Raw genomic sequence first — 16,761 nt, 5'->3', positions numbered from 1 at the left:
TTCCGGAGGGGAGAGAACTGCCTTGAAGCCGAAAGTATTCATTGCCCGCAACGTTCCTAAGGAAGTAGAAGACTATATTGCCGAGCATTGCATCTATGACAAATGGGACCGCCCCGAGCTGATCCCGCGTGACGCCTTGCTGGCCAGCCTGTCCGATGTGGAGGGGCTGCTGACCTTTGGCGGGAAAATCGATGCCGAGCTGCTGGATCATGCGCCAAAGCTGAAGGTCGTCAGCACGATGAGCGTGGGCTACAACCATTTCGATCTGGAAGCGATGAAAGCCCGCGGGGTCATGGGAACCAATACGCCGGACGTTCTCAACGAGACGGTCGCGGATCTGATCTTCGCCCTGATGCTGGCTGCCGCCCGCAGGGTTGCGGAGCTTGACCGCTACGTAAAGGATGGCCGATGGAAACGCGGCAACAACCAGGATTTGTTCGGCCTGGATGTCCATCATAAGAAGCTGGGAATCATCGGCATGGGCGGCATCGGGGAAGCCGTTGCCCGCCGGGCCAAATGGGGCTTCCAAATGGACGTCCTGTACCATAACCGCAGCCGGAAGCCCGCTGCCGAATCGGAGCTTGGAGCCAAGTATTGCTCCATGGATGAACTGCTTCAAGAAGCCGACTTCATCGTGCTGATGACGCCGCTGACCCCGGAAACGCAGCGCCTGATCGGCGAGCGGGAATTCGGGCTAATGAAGCCGAGCGCGATCTTTATCAATGCTTCCCGGGGGCAGACCGTCGATGAGCAGGCGCTTATCCAGGCTTTGGAGCAGCGGACCATTTACGGGGCTGGCCTGGACGTCTTTGAGCAGGAGCCTGTTTCTCCGGACAACCCTTTATTGAAGCTGCCGAATGTCGTTACCCTGCCTCATATCGGCTCGGCAACGAGCAAGACGCGCTTCGACATGGCGATGCTGGCCGCCGAGAACCTGGTCGCCGCCCTCAGCGGCAAAATCCCGCCGCAGCTTGTCAAGGAGCTGCGCCCGTAGGCTGTGCCTAGAGCAACTGCTGCGGTTTTTGCCTAACAACAACAAAGGATGGATCAGGGCCGCTGATCCATCCTTTTCTTTTTGCCGCATGACGGCTATTCGTCGTCCTCAAAGCCGGTATGATACTTGCCTTCGCTTGAAGACCGATGCTTGGTTACCGCCTTTTCCCTTTCCTCCCGCACTTCCAGCCTCAAATCCTCCACGGGGATCGGGTCGACATGCATCTCGCTCTCATGCATATCAAACAAGCTTGGCTTGCTCGTCGGGTACTGCTCGGGATGATCCCACTCTCTTGCCTGGCCACCGGGCTTAGAACCACGTTTGGACTTGTCCACCATGTCATCACCTCGTACGCGTTGTAATCTTTTTATACCTCAAAAAGCTGCAAAATAAACGTACCTATGAGGAATGCTGCGGCTGCTCCTCCCTTTTGCCCTTGGGAGAAATACGGTCGTTCGGCATGCATAACACAACGAGAACCGCTAATCCAGCAGGAATCAGAGCCCACATAAACGTATGCGCGATGGATGAGGAGAGTGCTTCCGTTATTGTCTCCAGCACCGGCGGCGGAATTTCTCCCCTCTTCTCCGGGGACAGCACTTCCCTTATATCCCCGAACGACTGCCCGGCTTGACCCAATCCCATCCCTTCGAATGCCAGCCTCATTTCACCTGCAACCAGATTTCTCTGCACGATTCCAAAAATCGTGATCCCCAGCGTCATGCCTAGCGACCGCAGGAATGAGTTCGTGGACGTGGCCGCTCCGCGCTGGCGCATATCAAAATGATGCACGGCCGCCATGCTCAGCACAGAAAAGGAGTAACCGACTCCGAACCCGGTCAGGATGCTGTACAACGTAAGCAATGTACGGGTCGTATCGATGGACATCGTGCTTAAGGCGAATATTCCGCTCACAAAGCAAATGACGGAAATAGTCATGATCGTCCGGTAGGACAGCCGCGTGGATAACATCCCGCCCAGCATGCTGCCTATGACCGAGCCGATCATCATCGGCATCAAAATGAGACCCGAGTTCGTCGCCGAACCGCCGAATACACCTTGAACGTAGATAGGAATGAATACGGTCGCCACGATGAACACGCTGCCGTAGAGCAGGGCCAGTCCGCTGCTCGTGGCGTAAAGCCTGTTCTTGAACATGCTAAATGAAATAATCGGCTCCTCCGCCCGCGTTTCGATGAACAGAAAAGCGATAAATAAAACAGCAAATCCGGCGAATAGACTTAGTATGGCCGTGGAGTCCCAAGGGTAAGTTTCACCGCCCAATTCAAGCGCGAACATCAGGCACACGACAGCCCCGACAAGTGTAGCTGCGCCGCCCCAATCGATGCGCTGCTTGGAACGGGATAGCGATTCGCGATAGAACAAAATAATGAGGACGAGACAGACCAGGCCGATCGGCACATTGATGAAGAACACCCAGTGCCAGCCCAGCGTGTCTGTAATATAAGCGCCAAGCAGGGGGCCGAAGATGCTGGAGGTTCCAAACACCGCGCCGAGAAGGCCGGTCATCTTTCCGCGCTTCTCCAGAGGAAAAATGTCATATATAATCGTAAAAGCAATCGGCATCAGCGCTCCGCCGCCAATCCCCTGAATGGCGCGGAAGATGCTCAGCTGCGCAATGCTGCCAGCGATGCCGCACAGCACCGAGCCGCCCAGAAATGTAATGATCCCGAAGATAAAAAAACGCTTGCGCCCATACATATCGGACAGCTTGCCAAAAATCGGAGTCCCGGCCATTACGGCAACCATATAGGCCGAAGTGACCCAAACGAACTGCTCCATGCCGCCAAGCTGCGACACAATCGTCCCCATAGCCGTAGTAACGATCGTGTTGTCCATCGCCGACATCAGGATCGCCAGCATCAAGCCGATCAAAATGAGAGATGTGTTGTCCTTCGGTTTGGTCATCAAATAGGTATGCTCCTTTAACTGATTCAAATTGGAATTACTTGCTTCTGTTGTTTATTTTATTGAAAACAGGCGGAATGTAAAGCTGCTCCTCCTGATTCGCTCTCTCCTGCCTCGGCTCGACAAATAATTATAATACGACAAAGTACGAGCATTCACTTACAAATATTGTAATAATATGATACAATAAAACCGTGATCACAACCTCATCTATTTCAAGCTTGATTAGATAACTTCACATGAGGATGTCCTGAATGAGGACGTCTTTTTTCTTGAAAAACTTGCCCCGAGAAGAGCTGCTAAACTATCTGCATCGAATCTTTTACCCTATAATAAATAAATAGTTTTAAAGAGAGGGAGGTTCGCCATATGAACTCCAAATGGACCATACTGGAACAAAAAATGCGGGAGGTGGGCATACAAACTCTAATCATTACAGATCCCAAGCACGTCTATTATCTGACAGGCTTTCTCAGCAATCCTCACGAACGGTTTCTGGGCGCCGTATTCTCCATGGGTAAACAGCCCTTCCTGCTCGTTCCCGAGCTGGATGAAGAGAACGCCCGCGCGTCAGCCGACATCGCCGAAGTCGTCACGCACAGTGATACGGACAACCCTTATGAAGTGTTGAAAAAAAATCTGAAATCCTCAGTCGGTACGATCGGCTTTGAAAAGGACCATATGTCCGTAGCCCGCTTCGAGCAGCTCCAGGACTCCCTATCCTTCGCTAGATATCTGGATGTCGGGCCTTGGCTGCGCCAGCTCCGCAACCGTAAATCGCCAGAGGAGATCGAGAAAATCCGCCATGCGGTCAACCTGATCGAGCAAGTATTGCAGGACACTTTGCCCCGTGCGGCAATAGGCGTTACTGAAAACGAGCTCGTTGCCGAAATCGAATACCTCATCCGTAAAGTAGGCGCCGAAGGCCCGGCTTTCGATTCCATGGTGCTTACCGGCAAAAAAACCGCCCTCCCCCACGGAGTGCCAGGCAGTCAGGCCATCGCGAGCGGCGATTTGCTGATGTTCGATATCGGCCTATACGCTGGCGGTTACGCTTCAGACATTACCCGGACCTATGCTGTCGGCCATTTGGACGAACCGCTGCAGCGCATCTATAATACGGTCCGCGCTGCAAATGAAGCCGCGATCCAGGCCATTAAGCCCGGCGTGTCCTATGCCTCGATTGACAAAGCTGCCCGCGACGTCATTGCGGACGCCGGATACGGGCCCTATTTCATTCACCGGCTCGGTCACGGCCTCGGCATCGACGTTCACGAGTTCCCTTCCGTCCACGGCGAGAACGAGCTGCTGCTGGAAGAAGGCAACGTATTTACCGTCGAGCCGGGAATTTACGTCCCAGGACTGGGGGGCGTCCGGATCGAGGACGATGTCGCGGTAACGGCTTCAGGAGTCGAAGTGTTAACGTCGCTTCCAAAGGAGCTGACCTATTTGTAAACCACTTTATGAGGCCATAACCAACCTGAAGCAGCCTTCGTCGTCAAGACGGAGGCTGCCTTTGCATTTGCAATATTTTTACGTGAATAACCGCCTCGGCGGAGCCGCCTGCCATTGTTACCCGGACACGCCGGATGAATTCCGGCTACCTGGTTTGCGCCGTTTCAACCTCATCGGGATGATAGTTTCGAGCGATATACAGGAATGGGGTACCTGCAGCCGTAAGAATAAATTTGATGACATAAGTGGTAAGCAAAATTTCCGTCCAAATGGGCAAGCTGTATTGCCCGGCAAAAGCGATGGTGCAGAAGATCAGTGTATCGACGAACGAGCTGACCATCGTGCTGAAATTGTTGCGAATCCACAGCTGGCCCCGGCTCGGGTAGAACTTCCTGATCCATGCAAACAGCCGCACATCCAGAAATTGACTGATGAAGTAGGCCGTCAGGCTTGCGAGCGCAAGCCGCGGCATCCACCCGAATATGCTATTTAGCGATTCTTGGGCAAAGTCCCCGGGTTGGGGGGTAAAGACCAGAGCCATCTGCATCAGGATGGTCGTCATAATCAAAGTAAAGAAACCGAACCACACCGCTTTTTTGGCTTCGCCGCGGCCGTATTTTTCATTGAGCAAATCACTGGTCAGATAGAGGCTGACATACATCGTATTGCCGAGGGTCATCACGATCCCGAACATTTCGATCGTTTTCACCACTTGAATATTAGCGATGACCGTAGCTACACCGATCCACGCATAAAGGCCTTTTTTACCGAACCATCGATAGCATATCAAGAAGAACGTAAAGTTCACGAGCACGAACAGAACGCCCCATCCGAAATTGAACATATGACTTCCTCCCTATGTTTATGTCGCTTAAATGAAAAATCAGTGAAAGTTTTATGAAAGAAGGCAGAAATCACCAAAATCCCTATTTTCAAATGGGAGAACTTGCTATATTATATGTCTAATAAACCAATGGTTAATATTTCGCTTGGGTGAATGGAAGGAGATCAATAGCAGCAGCGACCAACCAACACGGTTTAAATAGATTAGGAGGATTTTTTGTCATGCTCGGAATCAAGCATTCTATCAGCCGTAAATTCATGACAACCTTTGCCGTCGTCATTGTATTGTCTTCGCTTTTATTCAGTATTAGCTTTTATTACGTATCCATGGGCATTGTCAATAATAACGTCTTGCCCCAGTTTGATAAAGTTCTACATACGAGTACGCAGGACATATACCGCAGACTCGATACTACCATGTCCCTCCAGCTGCTTAAGGGCGGAGAAAATAACCGGTTCGGCGTGGAGGCTTACTTAACAAAGAGCGCAGAGGATTTTCAACTAGATACGGTTTATCTCATTCACCTGCACGATGAGCAGGCTACCGTCATTGCGGCGAGCTCTGGCTCTGCCGTACAAGCCTCCGAAGCGATCGCCGTTCAAAGTGCGATGAAGCAGGCGTCCGCAGGCAAACTGGCTATTAGCGACCTGTATTCGGACAAATTCGGCTACCATAAGACGGCTTATATCCAAGTTCCGGGCAGCGAGCTAATGCTGGCTGTTGGTATGGATGCCACTTTCGTCAAGGAGAAGCAATCGGAAATTTTCTGGATCTGCTTTGGCATTACCGCCCTCATTATCATTGTTGGATCTACTGCAGCCTTTTGGATCAGCAAACGGATTACACGGCCGTTAAAGAGCCTGACTCAGGTGACCGAGGCCATGGCCCGCGGTGATTTGCGCCAATCGATTCAGGTTCAGGGTCACGACGAGCTGGCCCAGCTCTCGCTAAGCTTCCGTACGATGACAGAACAGTTGAAAGGAATGATTTCGAGCGTACACGATACGTCCCAGGCTGTCGTTAACACTTCGGATAGCTTGCTGAGCTCGGCACAAACCTTCGAGCAATTGATTTACAGCTCCAATGAAGCGGCGCAGCAAGTGGAAACAGGCAGCACGACGCTCGCCTCGACTGCAGCAGAGAATGCGCGGGCCATGGAGGAAATCTCCAAAGGCATTCAATATATCGCGTCCTCCTCGGCTGACATCACCGAAAAAATCGGCGAAGCCTCGCAGAAGGCAATCACAGGCAATGAACTGGCGCACGGCGCTGTCGACGGCATGCTCCTCGTTGAAGAAGCCGCAGCCGAATCGATGAACCATATTTCCCTGATGAACGAGCGCTCCGAAGCGATAGCCCAAATCGTTGGAACGGTTAAGGAAATCAGCAAACAGATCAACATCCTGGCGCTCAATGCCGCCATCGAGTCGGCCCGCGCCGGCGAACAAGGCAAGGGCTTCGCGGTCGTAGCCGAAGAAATACGCAAGCTTGCCGAGCAATCCCGCATCGCTACCGATGAAATCGGCGATTATCTCCTCGCCATCCAGGAGGAGTCCGGCAACTCGGTTCGTGCCATGCAGCGGGTCAGCGAGGAAATCCAGTCCGGGACGTCCCGCGTCAAAAACGCGGAAGAAGCCTTCTCCCAGCTGACAGAATGGATTCAATCGATAAACTTGACCATTCAATCGATCTCCTCTTCGACCCAGCAGGTTTCGGCCAGCGCGGAAGAGGTCACCGTCTCTGTAGAAGACGCTGCCAGCATCACAGCTAAATCGCTCGAGATGATCGAGGAAATTGCCGGCAACTCTACAAGACAGGCGGAGGAAATTAAGGATCATGCCAACACCGTGCGCAGCCTGCATGAAGGCGCACTCTCCCTGCGGGAATCCGTTAGCAAATTTATCATCTGATAAATGGGTAAAAATTATTTACTGCCTCAGCAAAGCCGTGATACTCAAGGTACCACGGCTTTGTTGTTTTTTACCCCAGACAAATCACCGCTGCTAGCAGTACCGCTGCCTCAATGCCTTCGTTCAAAGCGCCGTAGACATCCCCCGTTAATCCGCCTAGCCGCTTGCTGATCCTGCTGGCGGCCAGCGTGCCTGCGAGCCAAGCAACGCAAGGAGCAGCACAGTATAACAGCACAAGAGAGCCTAGAACAGTTCCCTGTTCCAGTGAAATTATTGCCGTTAATCCAGCGGCGGATAGCAGCAGGGCGGCAGCCGTGGAAACAGCAATACTGCCCGGCTTCAGCCCGCGAAAATTGCCCGCAAGCCCTTCACCCTGCCGCGCCGTCGGCCATGCCTGCATAGCATAGGTCATGAACCAGCGGCTCCATATCGCTGCCGTCAGAAGCGCTGCACCCACCTGGGCAAAGCCATAGCCGATCAGCGTGTAGAGGAGAGACATTTTCAGCAGAAGCAGCAGCACGCAAGCGATGACTCCCATGGCGCCGACCCGGCTGTCCTTCATGATTTCCAGCATTCTCTCCCTGCTCCGGTAGCTGAGCAGCGCATCCGCTGAATCCATCCAGCCGTCGAGATGCAGCCCCCCGGTCAGCCAAATCCATAAAGCGAGGATGAGCACTGCAGCCGGCATTGGCGGGAGCACCCAAGCACAGCCTGCAGCAGCCAGACCGAGCGCAGCACCTATAGCGAAGCCGACCAGCGGATAGTATTTGGTACTGCGCCGCAGCACCCCCGGCGTAAAATTCACCTCAACCGGCACAGGAAACCGCGATAAAAATTGAAACGCCGCCGCCAGCGGCCAATCCTTGCCGGTATCCTTAATGGAACTGGCATCGGGTAAGCCCGGACTGTTAGTGCTGTTAGTGCTGTTAGTGCTGTTAGTGCTGTTAGTGCTGTTAGTGCTGTTAATGCTGTTAATGCTGTTAATGCTGTTAATGCTGTTAATGATGATGGGGTTATTGACGCTGTTGGTGCTGGATACGCTGTTATTGTTGCTGTTTGCGCTATTCGTGCGGGGATCGTCCACAACGTTTTTTTCGCTTTCGTTGCCTCTGCTCATAGCTTATACTCCCTGCTTTTCAGCTCGATCGGAATTCCCGCTGTAACAAGAAATACCTGATCAGCTATAGCGGCTACACGCCGGTTCAAAATCCCCGCCAAATCCCGGTACTGCCTGCCCAGCGGATACGCGGGAACAATCCCGCTCCCCACCTCGTTAGTTACAATTACAAGCGTGCCCCTGTAACCTGCGATCGCCTCAAGAAGATGATCGATTTCCTTCATCATCCTGGATTCGGCATCAACCTGTTCGCCAACAGCGAGCAGCATATTGGACAGCCATAGCGTTAGGCAATCGATCAGTACGGCAGGAGAGGTTTCGACTTCAGTTTCTGCGTTCGCTTCTTCAAGCTGACCGTTTCCCAACTCAAAGAGTAAATTGCTTAGCTGAAGCGGCTCCTCGATCGTCCTCCATGTATAACCTGCCGCTGCCCGATCCTCGCGATGCAGAGCAATTCTCTGCTCCATCTCTTCATCGAAAGCCTGAGCAGTGGCGATATAGTATGACCTGGATGCGTGCTTCATACACCAGCGTTCGGCAAAGCTGCTCTTCCCGCTCCGGGCGCCGCCAGTCACCATAACGATCACTTCGCATCCTCCTCGACAGCCGTTTCACCCGCAGAGATTCCCGCACTTTCGAAAGTAGCCATTTCCTTCATGATCCGGCAAGCTCCGTCAATCAGATGCAAAGCAAGCGCACCGCCCGTTCCTTCACCGAGCCGCATATTCAGCTCCAGCATCGGGGAAAGTCCAAGCTCGCGCAGTACCTGAATATGCCCCGGCTCCTGCGAGTGGTGGGAAGCCACCATATAACTTGCCGTCTCCGCGCATAGCCTTTGAGCGACTAAAGCTGCAATGCTCGAAATAAATCCATCGATAACGACCGGGCACCGATGGGCGGCTGCGCCAAGTATAACCCCAGTCAATCCGGCTATCTCCAGTCCGCCCACCTTGGAAAGCACATCAACCGGATCATTGGCGTCCGGCTGATTTACCGCAATGGCCCGGTCTACTACGGATGCTTTATGCTCTAACTTGCGTTCGTCAATTCCGGTGCCGCGGCCGACGCATTCGGCTGGAGCAATGCCCGTAAGCACACTCATGATAGCGGCGCTAGCCGTTGTATTGCCAATGCCCATTTCACCGGTGACGAACAATGTTGTGCCTTTATTCACAGCCTCCTTCACGACGGCCACCCCGGCCAACACAGCCGCTTCTGCTTCCGCACGGCTCATTGCCGGTCCAAGGGCCATATTGGCCGTTCCCATCCTCACCTTCCGCTCCAACAGATCCGGATGACTCAGCTCGGCATTCACGCCGATATCAACACATAACACTTCCGCCGAAGCCTGACGGGCAAATACATTAATCGCCGCTCCGCCAGACAAAAAATTCAACACCATTTGCGGGGTAACCTCAGCCGGAAAAGCGCTAATCCCTTCCTCGCAAACCCCGTGATCCGCAGCCATCACAATGATCGCGCGCTGCGAGAAACTTGGTTTAACCTGCCCGGTTATACCGGCAAGCTGAACCGCCAGCTCCTCCAGCTTGCCAAGACTGCCCGGCGGCTTGGTCAATCGATCCAGGTGCTCTGCCGCTGACTCTGCCGCTTTCTTTTGCAGCGGCGCAATTAATCCAATGATGTCCGAAATGGAATAGCTCATCCATCAGCCCTCTTCTCTAAATTAATCTACAATATGTCGAAAGTTTTGCGGTACCTTTGCTTACGGACACAGAAGGCGCTACAAACTCGTTGGTTGCTGGCTCGTTGGTTGCAGTTCGTTGGTTGCAAGTTCGCTAACGGACACAGGAGGCGCTATTTGACCTGTTTGCGTTGTTTTCAGCGACCTAACGGACACAGGAGACCTTATTGGCACCAACTCTGTGCAAAAAGCCATGATTGGTGCATATTAGCGGAACCACGGTCCGTTAGCCGCCCGTAAACCGAGGTTTTCGTGAAATAGCGGAACCTGTGTCCGTTACGCTGGCATGGGAGTTGCAAAACTACTAGCCAGGGCACCAGTAGCCTAAGTTGCTGCAAACTCGCTGGTTGCTGGTTCGCTTACGGACTCAGAAGGCGCTATTTGACCTGTTTGCGTAGTTTTCAGCGACCTAGCGGACACAAGAGACAGGTACTGGCACTGGTACAGCAGACACGGACAATGATACTGGCAATGATACTGGCACATTTACAAGTAAAGGTACAGGTACGGTACAGGTACGGACACAGATACTAGCACATACTCACATACTCACATACTCACATACTCACACACTCATACCTCATACCTCATACCTCACACCTCATAACTCATAACTCATAACTCATAACTCATAACTCATAACTCATGCCTAACTTCTCACGCCTCGCTTCTCCCACTCATGTCCCCTGTTCACTACGCAGCAGCAATTGGGGCACGCCGCGATCCGGATGCATGACCGAATAAGCATCCACTTCAAACAGAGACTTCACTATTTCCGGGGTAATAATTTCGTTTGGCGTTCCCATGGCAACGATTTTGCCATCCCGCAAAGCAAGCAGCTTGTCGCAATACAAGGCTGCCAAATTCAAATCATGCATCACGGCAACGACCGTTAAATGTTCGGCCCTCTGCCAGCTCGAGACCAGTTCCATGAACTGCATCTGGTAGCGGATGTCAAGGTAGGTCGTCGGTTCATCCAGCAGCACAAGCTCCGGCTGCTGCGCCATCACTTTGCCGAGGGCCACCCGCTGTCTTTGCCCGCCGCTGAGCACATGCAGCGGCTTGTTCTCCAGCCCTTGCAAATCCAGACGGCTTACAATTTCATTGAGCAAAGCCTCGGCACCGTTGCCTTCTTCCTTCCCGCGCCAATTTTGAAAAGGGAATCTCCCCATTTCCAGAACCTGGCGCACCGGAAAAGCCATCGGCGGCAAGCCGTCCTGCTGAAGCACGGCGAGTCTCCTTGACAGCGCCTTGCGTCCGTAGGCTGCCAGCGGCCTGCCGTCCAGCGTTACCTCCCCCGCCTCAGGACTCTCTACGCCTGACAGCACGTTCAGAAGCGTCGTCTTTCCGCTGCCATTCGGCCCGATAATTCCCCAGAAGTCGCCCCGCTGCACCTGCCAGTCAATCCCCTTGAGCACTGTTTGGCGTCCGTAGGATTTCTCTACCCCTTGTACTTCGATCATTGCAGCTCCTCCATTCTCCGCTTCTTATTGCGGTACAGCAGATAAGCAAAGAACGGAGCGCCGACGAAGGCCGTGACCACGCCCAAAGGGATCTCCGTTGGGGCCAATACCGTCCGGGCGGCCAAATCGCTCCACATCATGAATATCCCTCCGCCAAGCGCGGAGAGCGGAATAATCAGCCGATAATCTGGTCCCGTGATCAGCCGTATCATATGGGGAATAACCAAGCCGACAAAACCGATAACCCCAGACACGGATACAGCCGCCGCACTCATTAACGTTGCCACGAGTAAAACCAAGACCTTCGTGCGATCAACATTCAGCCCGGAATGGGATGCCTGCCGCTCACCAAGCGCAAGCAGATTTAAGCTGCGGGCCTGGCTCCATAGGAACAGCAGCCCAATGACCAGATAAGGGAAAAGGATGATCGTATACGACCATCCGCGCAAACTGAGACTTCCCATCGTCCAGTATAGTATTTCGTTCACCGTCTTTTTCGACATGGCCGTCAAAAAAGAAACGATCGCACCGAGAAAAGACTGCATGACCACGCCCGACAAAATAAGGCTTTCGATCGGAATTTTCCCGTTTTCCCTGGCCAGCCACATGACAACAAGCAGTGTGCTTGCCCCTGTTATAAACGCGATAACCGGAAGCGTAAACACGCCGATTAAGGAGAACTGCCAACCAAAGAAAATCAGCGTAGCCGCACCGACCGCCGCGCCCGAGGAAACGCCTAAGGTAAACGGGTCTGCCAGCGGATTGCGCAGCACGCCCTGAAATGCGGCCCCCGCCACCGCCAAAGAAGCGCCGACCAGCATGCCGAGCAGTACGCGCGGCAGCCGTACCTGCATAACGATCTGCTCTGCCGAGACGTCCCAGTCCGGCGTAATCATACTGCCGATCCATGGCAGGCGGTGAAGCAAAATGCCGAGAATCTGGCCGGTCGGCAGAAAAACGGAACCAACGCCGATGCAGACCAGCAGCGTAACAGCCAGAAGTGCCAAACCCGCCGTTCCGTATCCCGCCAATTTATTCATCATTGCTGGATCAATTCCGGATAAATGGCCCGTGCCATTTCAATCAATCCCTGGGTCACGCGCGGTCCAGGACGGCTGAGCAGGTTATCATCCAGGCCGATGACACGGTCTTCTTTTACGGCCGTAATTTGATCCCAGCCACCACGTGCTTTAATCATATCTCCAATCGTCTTGTTGTTCTCGTCGACGACATTTTTGGCAAACAGAATAGCGTCCGGGTTGGCCTTAATGATGTTCTCTTCATTGATTTCGTTCCAGCCTTCCAGATCGGAAGCTACGTTCTCTCCCCCGGCCAGCGTAATCAACTCGTCCATAAACACGCCTTTCCCAACGGTCCAGCCAGGCGAAAACTCGATGTAGACTTTCTTTTTCTGATCCGGAGTCAAGGACTTAACGGCATCCAAGACCATATCGCGTTCTTTCTCCATTTGGGCGACAACTTCCTCGGCTTCTTTTTGCCGGTCGGTAATTTCCCCTACGGCTCTAATATTCGCCAGCGTTTCGTCCAGATTGGTCGGATTCGATTGATAAACCTTGATTCCGAGATCGGTAAGGCTTTTTACGGCAGCCGGATCGATCAGATTGCCGGCCAGTACCAGTTCAGGCTTGGCAGCGATGACCGCCTCAACGTTGACCTGGAACCCGCCCATACGCGGCTTGTCCTTCACCGCTTCGGGATAATCGTCGACATCGGATACACCTACGATTTGCTCATCCAGCCCAAGCGCGAATAATCCTTCCGTCTCCGATGGAGCCAGCGAAACGATTCTTTGCGGCGCGGCTTCGAAAGTGAATTCCGCGCCAGTAACATCCTTCACAGTCAACGGATAGACTGTGCGCTGCGCATCAGACGCAGAATCCCCCTGCTCCCCCTGTCCGGTTTGAGTGTTCTGTTCCTGCTGAGCTGGAGCATTTCCTGTGTTCGTGCCTGCCGCATCCTTGCCGCAGCCAGCCATCACGACGAGCATGATCGCTAAAAGCCAAATGCCCCAGAACTTTCTAAATTTGTTCATGAAATCTCTCTCTCCTTACAAGGCGTATAATTTGTACATGAAAAGCCCGTTCTCAATGGAAATACAGCAAAAAGACAGGAAAAAACCCCATCCGTTCAGGATCGGGCTACGTCTACAAGCAAGTCCATGTACGGTACAAGCCACCCAGCTTGTCCGCAGCATAACTCTTTTAGCAGAACGTATCCTTTCCTCGAAGGACCGTCTCTTGATTCCCATAGGCAGGTCTCCTGACTCCAGGTTGCCGATTCGGCTCGCCTTCCCATCTTCGCATGTCCCTTTCCTGCAAGTACCTTCAAAGTAAGGCAGAGTGCGGGTTTAACGAATGACAGTGGCATACAATGAGCTTCATCCCTGTTTACAGTGGCGGGACCGTGCCGGAATTGCACCGGCTTCCCTATTAACCCGTGGCGGAAGCTTGCGGACAAGCGCCGCCTTGGGACCTACGGTTTTTCCATTTGGCAATAGGCATTCATACATCTTCGTCTGTATTGGATTATAGGGGAAAACCGCACAGATGACAATCATTCATCCCTTACCGATTAGCTCCGCAAACCCAAATATGTCTGACAAAAGAACTTTTGCTGACCGTTCCGTAATCGTGAATTCGAAAACCGGCGTCAACTATCTCCTTCTCCAGCTGCTCCGTGGAAACGATGACAGTCCTCTGGCTAAACCGTCTTATGCTGCGCAGCATTTCGCCGCGCTCCACGGGTGACAGCACGGAGCATAAATTGTACGGCATGTCCACGATAGCCGCATCATATAGCTCGCCTATTTCATTCAGATCGCCCAGGCTGACCCGATCATCGCCGTATCCGAAATGGCACAAATTGATTCTCGCTCCCCGGACTGCCAACGGGTTAATATCCCGGCCTACGATATCGATCCCCATTGATAACGCCTCGATCAGCACATTCCCCATTCCGCAGCAAGGGTCGATGGCCTTGACGGCGTACGGCTCGGGCACCGCGATGTTCACCAAAGCCCTGGCGACAGCCGTGCTCAGTCCTGTGGAATAATTGCGCGGTTTGCTTTTATGGCGCAGCCAAACGGACTCTGCCGCATGGCATATTCCAAGCAGCCAGTTCCCGTCAATGAGCATTAGGCCGAACGTCACCTCGGGAGTGCGCATATCCGCTTTACCTCGAATACGACTGCCGATCTGCCGCTCGAGCTCGCGCTGCTCCTCATAGCTAAATGCAAGCATGCCGCCCCGCTTTATGCATACGACTTTAAAAGTTGCACCCTGAAGATCAAGCTCAGCCGCTTGCAAAGTCACGCTGCCCGGATCGCCGCCAGTTAGCAGGATATCTATCCGGTATGAAATAAATGGACTGCGGCTCGGATCCATCCGTTTGTCCGTTGCGATGTACCCTTCCGTATTCGGCGAATGTCCAAATAAAGCCGTAAGCTCCATTTCGCATAGCCGCCGCTCATTCTCATGGCAGGCGTAAGTGTAAATGTAACCGCAGCTGTTTTCTTTATACATATAAATCTCGCTCCTAACCTTGAACTCACCTCTGCACGTCTGCACGGGATCAAGTTTCCTTTACAGCGATATACGGGTCATTATTCCGCACCGTCAAACACCGCCAACCCCCGTAGTGCCTCGGCCAGCAGTCTGTAGCATTCCAGCCTTGCCGCATAGTCAGGAATAGGGCAAACGATCAGAAATTCTTCATTGGCGTATTCGAGCTGCATATCTTTAAGCTGCTTATGCACGCTATGCGGCGTACCGCTTATGCTTCGGAACGAACCCCGCCCCGTTTGTCTCGCCGTCTCAGCGAGCACCTGGACCCAATGGGCAGCTTCACTCTCCGTCCCTGCGCAAATTACGCTAACGGCCAGCAGCGTCTTTGGCGCACTTTGCAGCGCAGAGGGCGTAAAATCCGCCCGATAGGCAGCCAGTATGTCTACGCCGTCACGCTCGCTCATAAACTGCCCAAAAACATAACCCGTTCCAAATTTGGCCGCGTATTCCGCGCTTTTCTTGTTCGTTCCGAGCATCCAGACCGCTGGTCCGATTTGCGGCTGGGGCCGTGCGGTTACGGCATGCCCCTCATACTCGTAAACGTCCTGGAGCAGCTCCAGCAATGAAGCAATCGTCTTCGGCAGCTCAGCAACCCGTGCTAAAAAATTGCCGCTAAGAGCCATGACAGTGTGGGCTTCTCCGCCCGGAGCACGTCCCAGTCCCAAATCTATCCTGCCCGGATATAATGCAGCCAGCAGCCGGAACCACTCCGCTACTTTCAGCGGGCTGTAGTGGGGCAGCAGAACGGCCCCCGAACCGAGGCGAATCCGTTCTGTCTTTGCTCCGACATGGGCCAGCAGCACCTCTGGCGAAGTACAGGCCAGCCCGGGCATATCGTGATGCTCAGCCGTCCAATACCGGGTGTAGCCCCATTTTTCGGCATGCTGCGCCAAAGACACAGCTTGTCTTAACGCCTCTTCATCCGAATTCCCGGGCAACCGGGGAACCAGATCTAGCACACTAACCGCCAGTTGCACGGATGTTCCCGTTCTTGTTTCTGGCATGCCCATCACTTCCTTTGTCGGTATTGATGCATAATAATGAGCTTTGATTTATTTTCTCCAGCACAAGACCTCGCCTTGTGCTGTTGGGGCGTGATTAATCATAATACTCCTGAGCCGCTAAGCCGCCTGCAGCTCTTTCTCCGATTCCAAGCCGAAGTACGCCTCCAGCTTCGACAGCCGTATCCCAAAATCCCGTTCCAGGACGCTGCAATGAGGCTGCGAGCGAGACGACGCCCCCATGAGTGACAGCAAGAATCCGCTGCTCCATATTATGATCTGGGCATGGGTTACGTTGCGCCAGGTTGACCCACTCCTCATAGATACTTCTTACCCGCCGGTGAAAATGGTCCCACGTTTCCCCGCCGGGTGGATTTACCGATACCGGATCATCAATCCAGGCGCGATAAACCAGGTTATCCTTGAGCATTTCATACGTCTGCCCTTCCCATTGCCCAAAGTTCATCTCCCGCAGACGCGAGTCGTATACAGCCTTCCCGGCAAGATCTGGCCTGACTCTCTCCAGGGTCTGGCGGCAGCGCAGCAGATCGCTGCAATATACCGAAGAGAAAGAAACGCCCTCAAGCTCCTTCTCCAGACCCTCCAGTCCAGACGCTTCATCATCCAATAGAGCAACATTCGAATGCCCCTGATAGCGCCGCTCCCTATTCCAGCTAGTACGGCCATGGCGGACCAGCCAGAGCTCAGCTGCGTAACTCCTTTGCTTCTTCAATCATCCCGCCTCCCAGTAACATCCCAGTA

At 53.4% G+C, this 16,761-nt stretch carries 15 protein-coding genes and 1 riboswitch; of the genes, 3 read left to right on the top strand and 12 right to left on the bottom strand.

The features are described from left to right. Window positions 1–22: 22 nt before the first annotated feature. Complete coding sequence (locus MKX50_RS07365) at window positions 23–994, top strand: D-glycerate dehydrogenase (protein WP_213589136.1); 972 nt, start codon at window positions 23–25, stop codon at window positions 992–994. Between the two features lie 95 nt (window positions 995–1,089). Here MKX50_RS07365 and MKX50_RS07360 read toward each other — a convergent pair whose 3' ends face one another. Next, window positions 1,090–1,332 (bottom strand): hypothetical protein, encoded by a 243-nt coding sequence (locus tag MKX50_RS07360; protein WP_213589137.1) that lies wholly within the window; start codon window positions 1,330–1,332, stop codon window positions 1,090–1,092. 61 nt (window positions 1,333–1,393) lie between these two features. Next, window positions 1,394–2,923: an MDR family MFS transporter gene (locus MKX50_RS07355; RefSeq protein ID WP_213589138.1), complete on the bottom strand. Its 1,530-nt coding sequence runs from the start codon at window positions 2,921–2,923 to the stop codon at window positions 1,394–1,396. 369 nt (window positions 2,924–3,292) lie between these two features. On the opposite strand from MKX50_RS07355, the gene MKX50_RS07350 reads away from it, so the two are divergent. Beyond that, window positions 3,293–4,378, top strand: coding sequence for a Xaa-Pro peptidase family protein (locus tag MKX50_RS07350; RefSeq protein ID WP_213589139.1), 1,086 nt, complete (start codon window positions 3,293–3,295; stop codon window positions 4,376–4,378). A 145-nt stretch (window positions 4,379–4,523) separates the two neighbouring features. Here MKX50_RS07350 and MKX50_RS07345 read toward each other — a convergent pair whose 3' ends face one another. Beyond that, window positions 4,524–5,222: a queuosine precursor transporter gene (locus MKX50_RS07345; protein ID WP_213589140.1), complete on the bottom strand. Its 699-nt coding sequence runs from the start codon at window positions 5,220–5,222 to the stop codon at window positions 4,524–4,526. Between the two features lie 221 nt (window positions 5,223–5,443). On the opposite strand from MKX50_RS07345, the gene MKX50_RS07340 reads away from it, so the two are divergent. Continuing rightward, on the top strand, window positions 5,444–7,132 hold the full coding sequence (locus MKX50_RS07340) for a methyl-accepting chemotaxis protein (RefSeq protein WP_339159001.1): 1,689 nt from the start codon (window positions 5,444–5,446) through the stop codon (window positions 7,130–7,132). 70 nt (window positions 7,133–7,202) lie between these two features. On the opposite strand, the gene cobS is transcribed toward MKX50_RS07340, so the two are convergent. The 9 genes from cobS to MKX50_RS07295 form a co-directional block, all read right to left on the bottom strand. Beyond that, a complete protein-coding gene (cobS, locus tag MKX50_RS07335; protein WP_339159000.1) occupies window positions 7,203–8,249 on the bottom strand; it encodes an adenosylcobinamide-GDP ribazoletransferase in 1,047 nt (348 codons plus the stop codon). Beyond that, window positions 8,246–8,836 carry a bifunctional adenosylcobinamide kinase/adenosylcobinamide-phosphate guanylyltransferase gene (gene cobU, locus MKX50_RS07330; protein ID WP_339158999.1) on the bottom strand — a complete coding sequence of 197 codons (591 nt, stop codon included), beginning with the start codon at window positions 8,834–8,836 and terminating at the stop codon, window positions 8,246–8,248. The genes cobS and cobU overlap by 4 nt, the downstream gene beginning before the upstream one ends. Next, complete coding sequence (gene cobT, locus MKX50_RS07325) at window positions 8,833–9,912, bottom strand: nicotinate-nucleotide--dimethylbenzimidazole phosphoribosyltransferase (RefSeq protein ID WP_339158997.1); 1,080 nt, start codon at window positions 9,910–9,912, stop codon at window positions 8,833–8,835. The genes cobU and cobT overlap by 4 nt, the downstream gene beginning before the upstream one ends. A gap of 716 nt (window positions 9,913–10,628) precedes the next feature. Further along, on the bottom strand, window positions 10,629–11,414 hold the full coding sequence (locus tag MKX50_RS07320) for an ABC transporter ATP-binding protein (protein ID WP_339158995.1): 786 nt from the start codon (window positions 11,412–11,414) through the stop codon (window positions 10,629–10,631). Then, a complete protein-coding gene (locus tag MKX50_RS07315; RefSeq protein ID WP_213589146.1) occupies window positions 11,411–12,457 on the bottom strand; it encodes an iron ABC transporter permease in 1,047 nt (348 codons plus the stop codon). Before MKX50_RS07315 ends, MKX50_RS07320 begins: the two co-directional genes overlap by 4 nt. Further along, window positions 12,454–13,467: a cobalamin-binding protein gene (locus MKX50_RS07310; RefSeq protein WP_339158992.1), complete on the bottom strand. Its 1,014-nt coding sequence runs from the start codon at window positions 13,465–13,467 to the stop codon at window positions 12,454–12,456. Before MKX50_RS07310 ends, MKX50_RS07315 begins: the two co-directional genes overlap by 4 nt. Before the next feature lie 199 nt (window positions 13,468–13,666). Further along, a riboswitch (cobalamin riboswitch) is annotated at window positions 13,667–13,926 on the bottom strand. A 73-nt stretch (window positions 13,927–13,999) separates the two neighbouring features. Beyond that, entirely contained in the window at window positions 14,000–14,956 is a 957-nt protein-coding gene (locus MKX50_RS07305; RefSeq protein ID WP_339158990.1) for an RNA methyltransferase, read from the bottom strand. Window positions 14,957–15,036: 80 nt separating this feature from the next. Further along, entirely contained in the window at window positions 15,037–16,002 is a 966-nt protein-coding gene (locus MKX50_RS07300; RefSeq protein ID WP_339158988.1) for an MsnO8 family LLM class oxidoreductase, read from the bottom strand. Window positions 16,003–16,096: 94 nt separating this feature from the next. Further along, window positions 16,097–16,732, bottom strand: coding sequence for a histidine phosphatase family protein (locus MKX50_RS07295; RefSeq protein WP_213589149.1), 636 nt, complete (start codon window positions 16,730–16,732; stop codon window positions 16,097–16,099). Window positions 16,733–16,761 lie beyond the last annotated feature (29 nt).

The sequence above is a fragment of the Paenibacillus sp. FSL W8-0186 genome (assembly GCF_037969765.1).
Classification (GTDB): domain Bacteria; phylum Bacillota; class Bacilli; order Paenibacillales; family Paenibacillaceae; genus Fontibacillus; species Fontibacillus woosongensis.
The sequence above is the reverse complement of the archived record's forward strand: the minus strand, read 5'-3'. Positions and strand labels throughout refer to the sequence as shown.

Bases quoted from the DNA above. Each gene is read 5' to 3' on its own strand.
- MKX50_RS07360 (WP_213589137.1), bottom strand. From the start codon at position 1,332: ATGGTGGACAAGTCCAAACGTGGTTCTAAGCCCGGTGGCCAGGCAAGA.
- MKX50_RS07355 (WP_213589138.1), bottom strand. From the start codon at position 2,923: ATGACCAAACCGAAGGACAACACATCTCTCATTTTGATCGGCTTGATG.
- MKX50_RS07350 (WP_213589139.1), top strand. From the start codon at position 3,293: ATGAACTCCAAATGGACCATACTGGAACAAAAAATGCGGGAGGTGGGC.
- MKX50_RS07345 (WP_213589140.1), bottom strand. From the start codon at position 5,222: ATGTTCAATTTCGGATGGGGCGTTCTGTTCGTGCTCGTGAACTTTACG.
- MKX50_RS07340 (WP_339159001.1), top strand. From the start codon at position 5,444: ATGCTCGGAATCAAGCATTCTATCAGCCGTAAATTCATGACAACCTTT.
- cobS (WP_339159000.1), bottom strand. From the start codon at position 8,249: ATGAGCAGAGGCAACGAAAGCGAAAAAAACGTTGTGGACGATCCCCGC.
- cobT (WP_339158997.1), bottom strand. From the start codon at position 9,912: ATGAGCTATTCCATTTCGGACATCATTGGATTAATTGCGCCGCTGCAA.
- MKX50_RS07320 (WP_339158995.1), bottom strand. From the start codon at position 11,414: ATGATCGAAGTACAAGGGGTAGAGAAATCCTACGGACGCCAAACAGTG.
- MKX50_RS07315 (WP_213589146.1), bottom strand. From the start codon at position 12,457: ATGATGAATAAATTGGCGGGATACGGAACGGCGGGTTTGGCACTTCTG.
- MKX50_RS07310 (WP_339158992.1), bottom strand. From the start codon at position 13,467: ATGAACAAATTTAGAAAGTTCTGGGGCATTTGGCTTTTAGCGATCATG.
- MKX50_RS07305 (WP_339158990.1), bottom strand. From the start codon at position 14,956: ATGTATAAAGAAAACAGCTGCGGTTACATTTACACTTACGCCTGCCAT.
- MKX50_RS07300 (WP_339158988.1), bottom strand. From the start codon at position 16,002: ATGCCAGAAACAAGAACGGGAACATCCGTGCAACTGGCGGTTAGTGTG.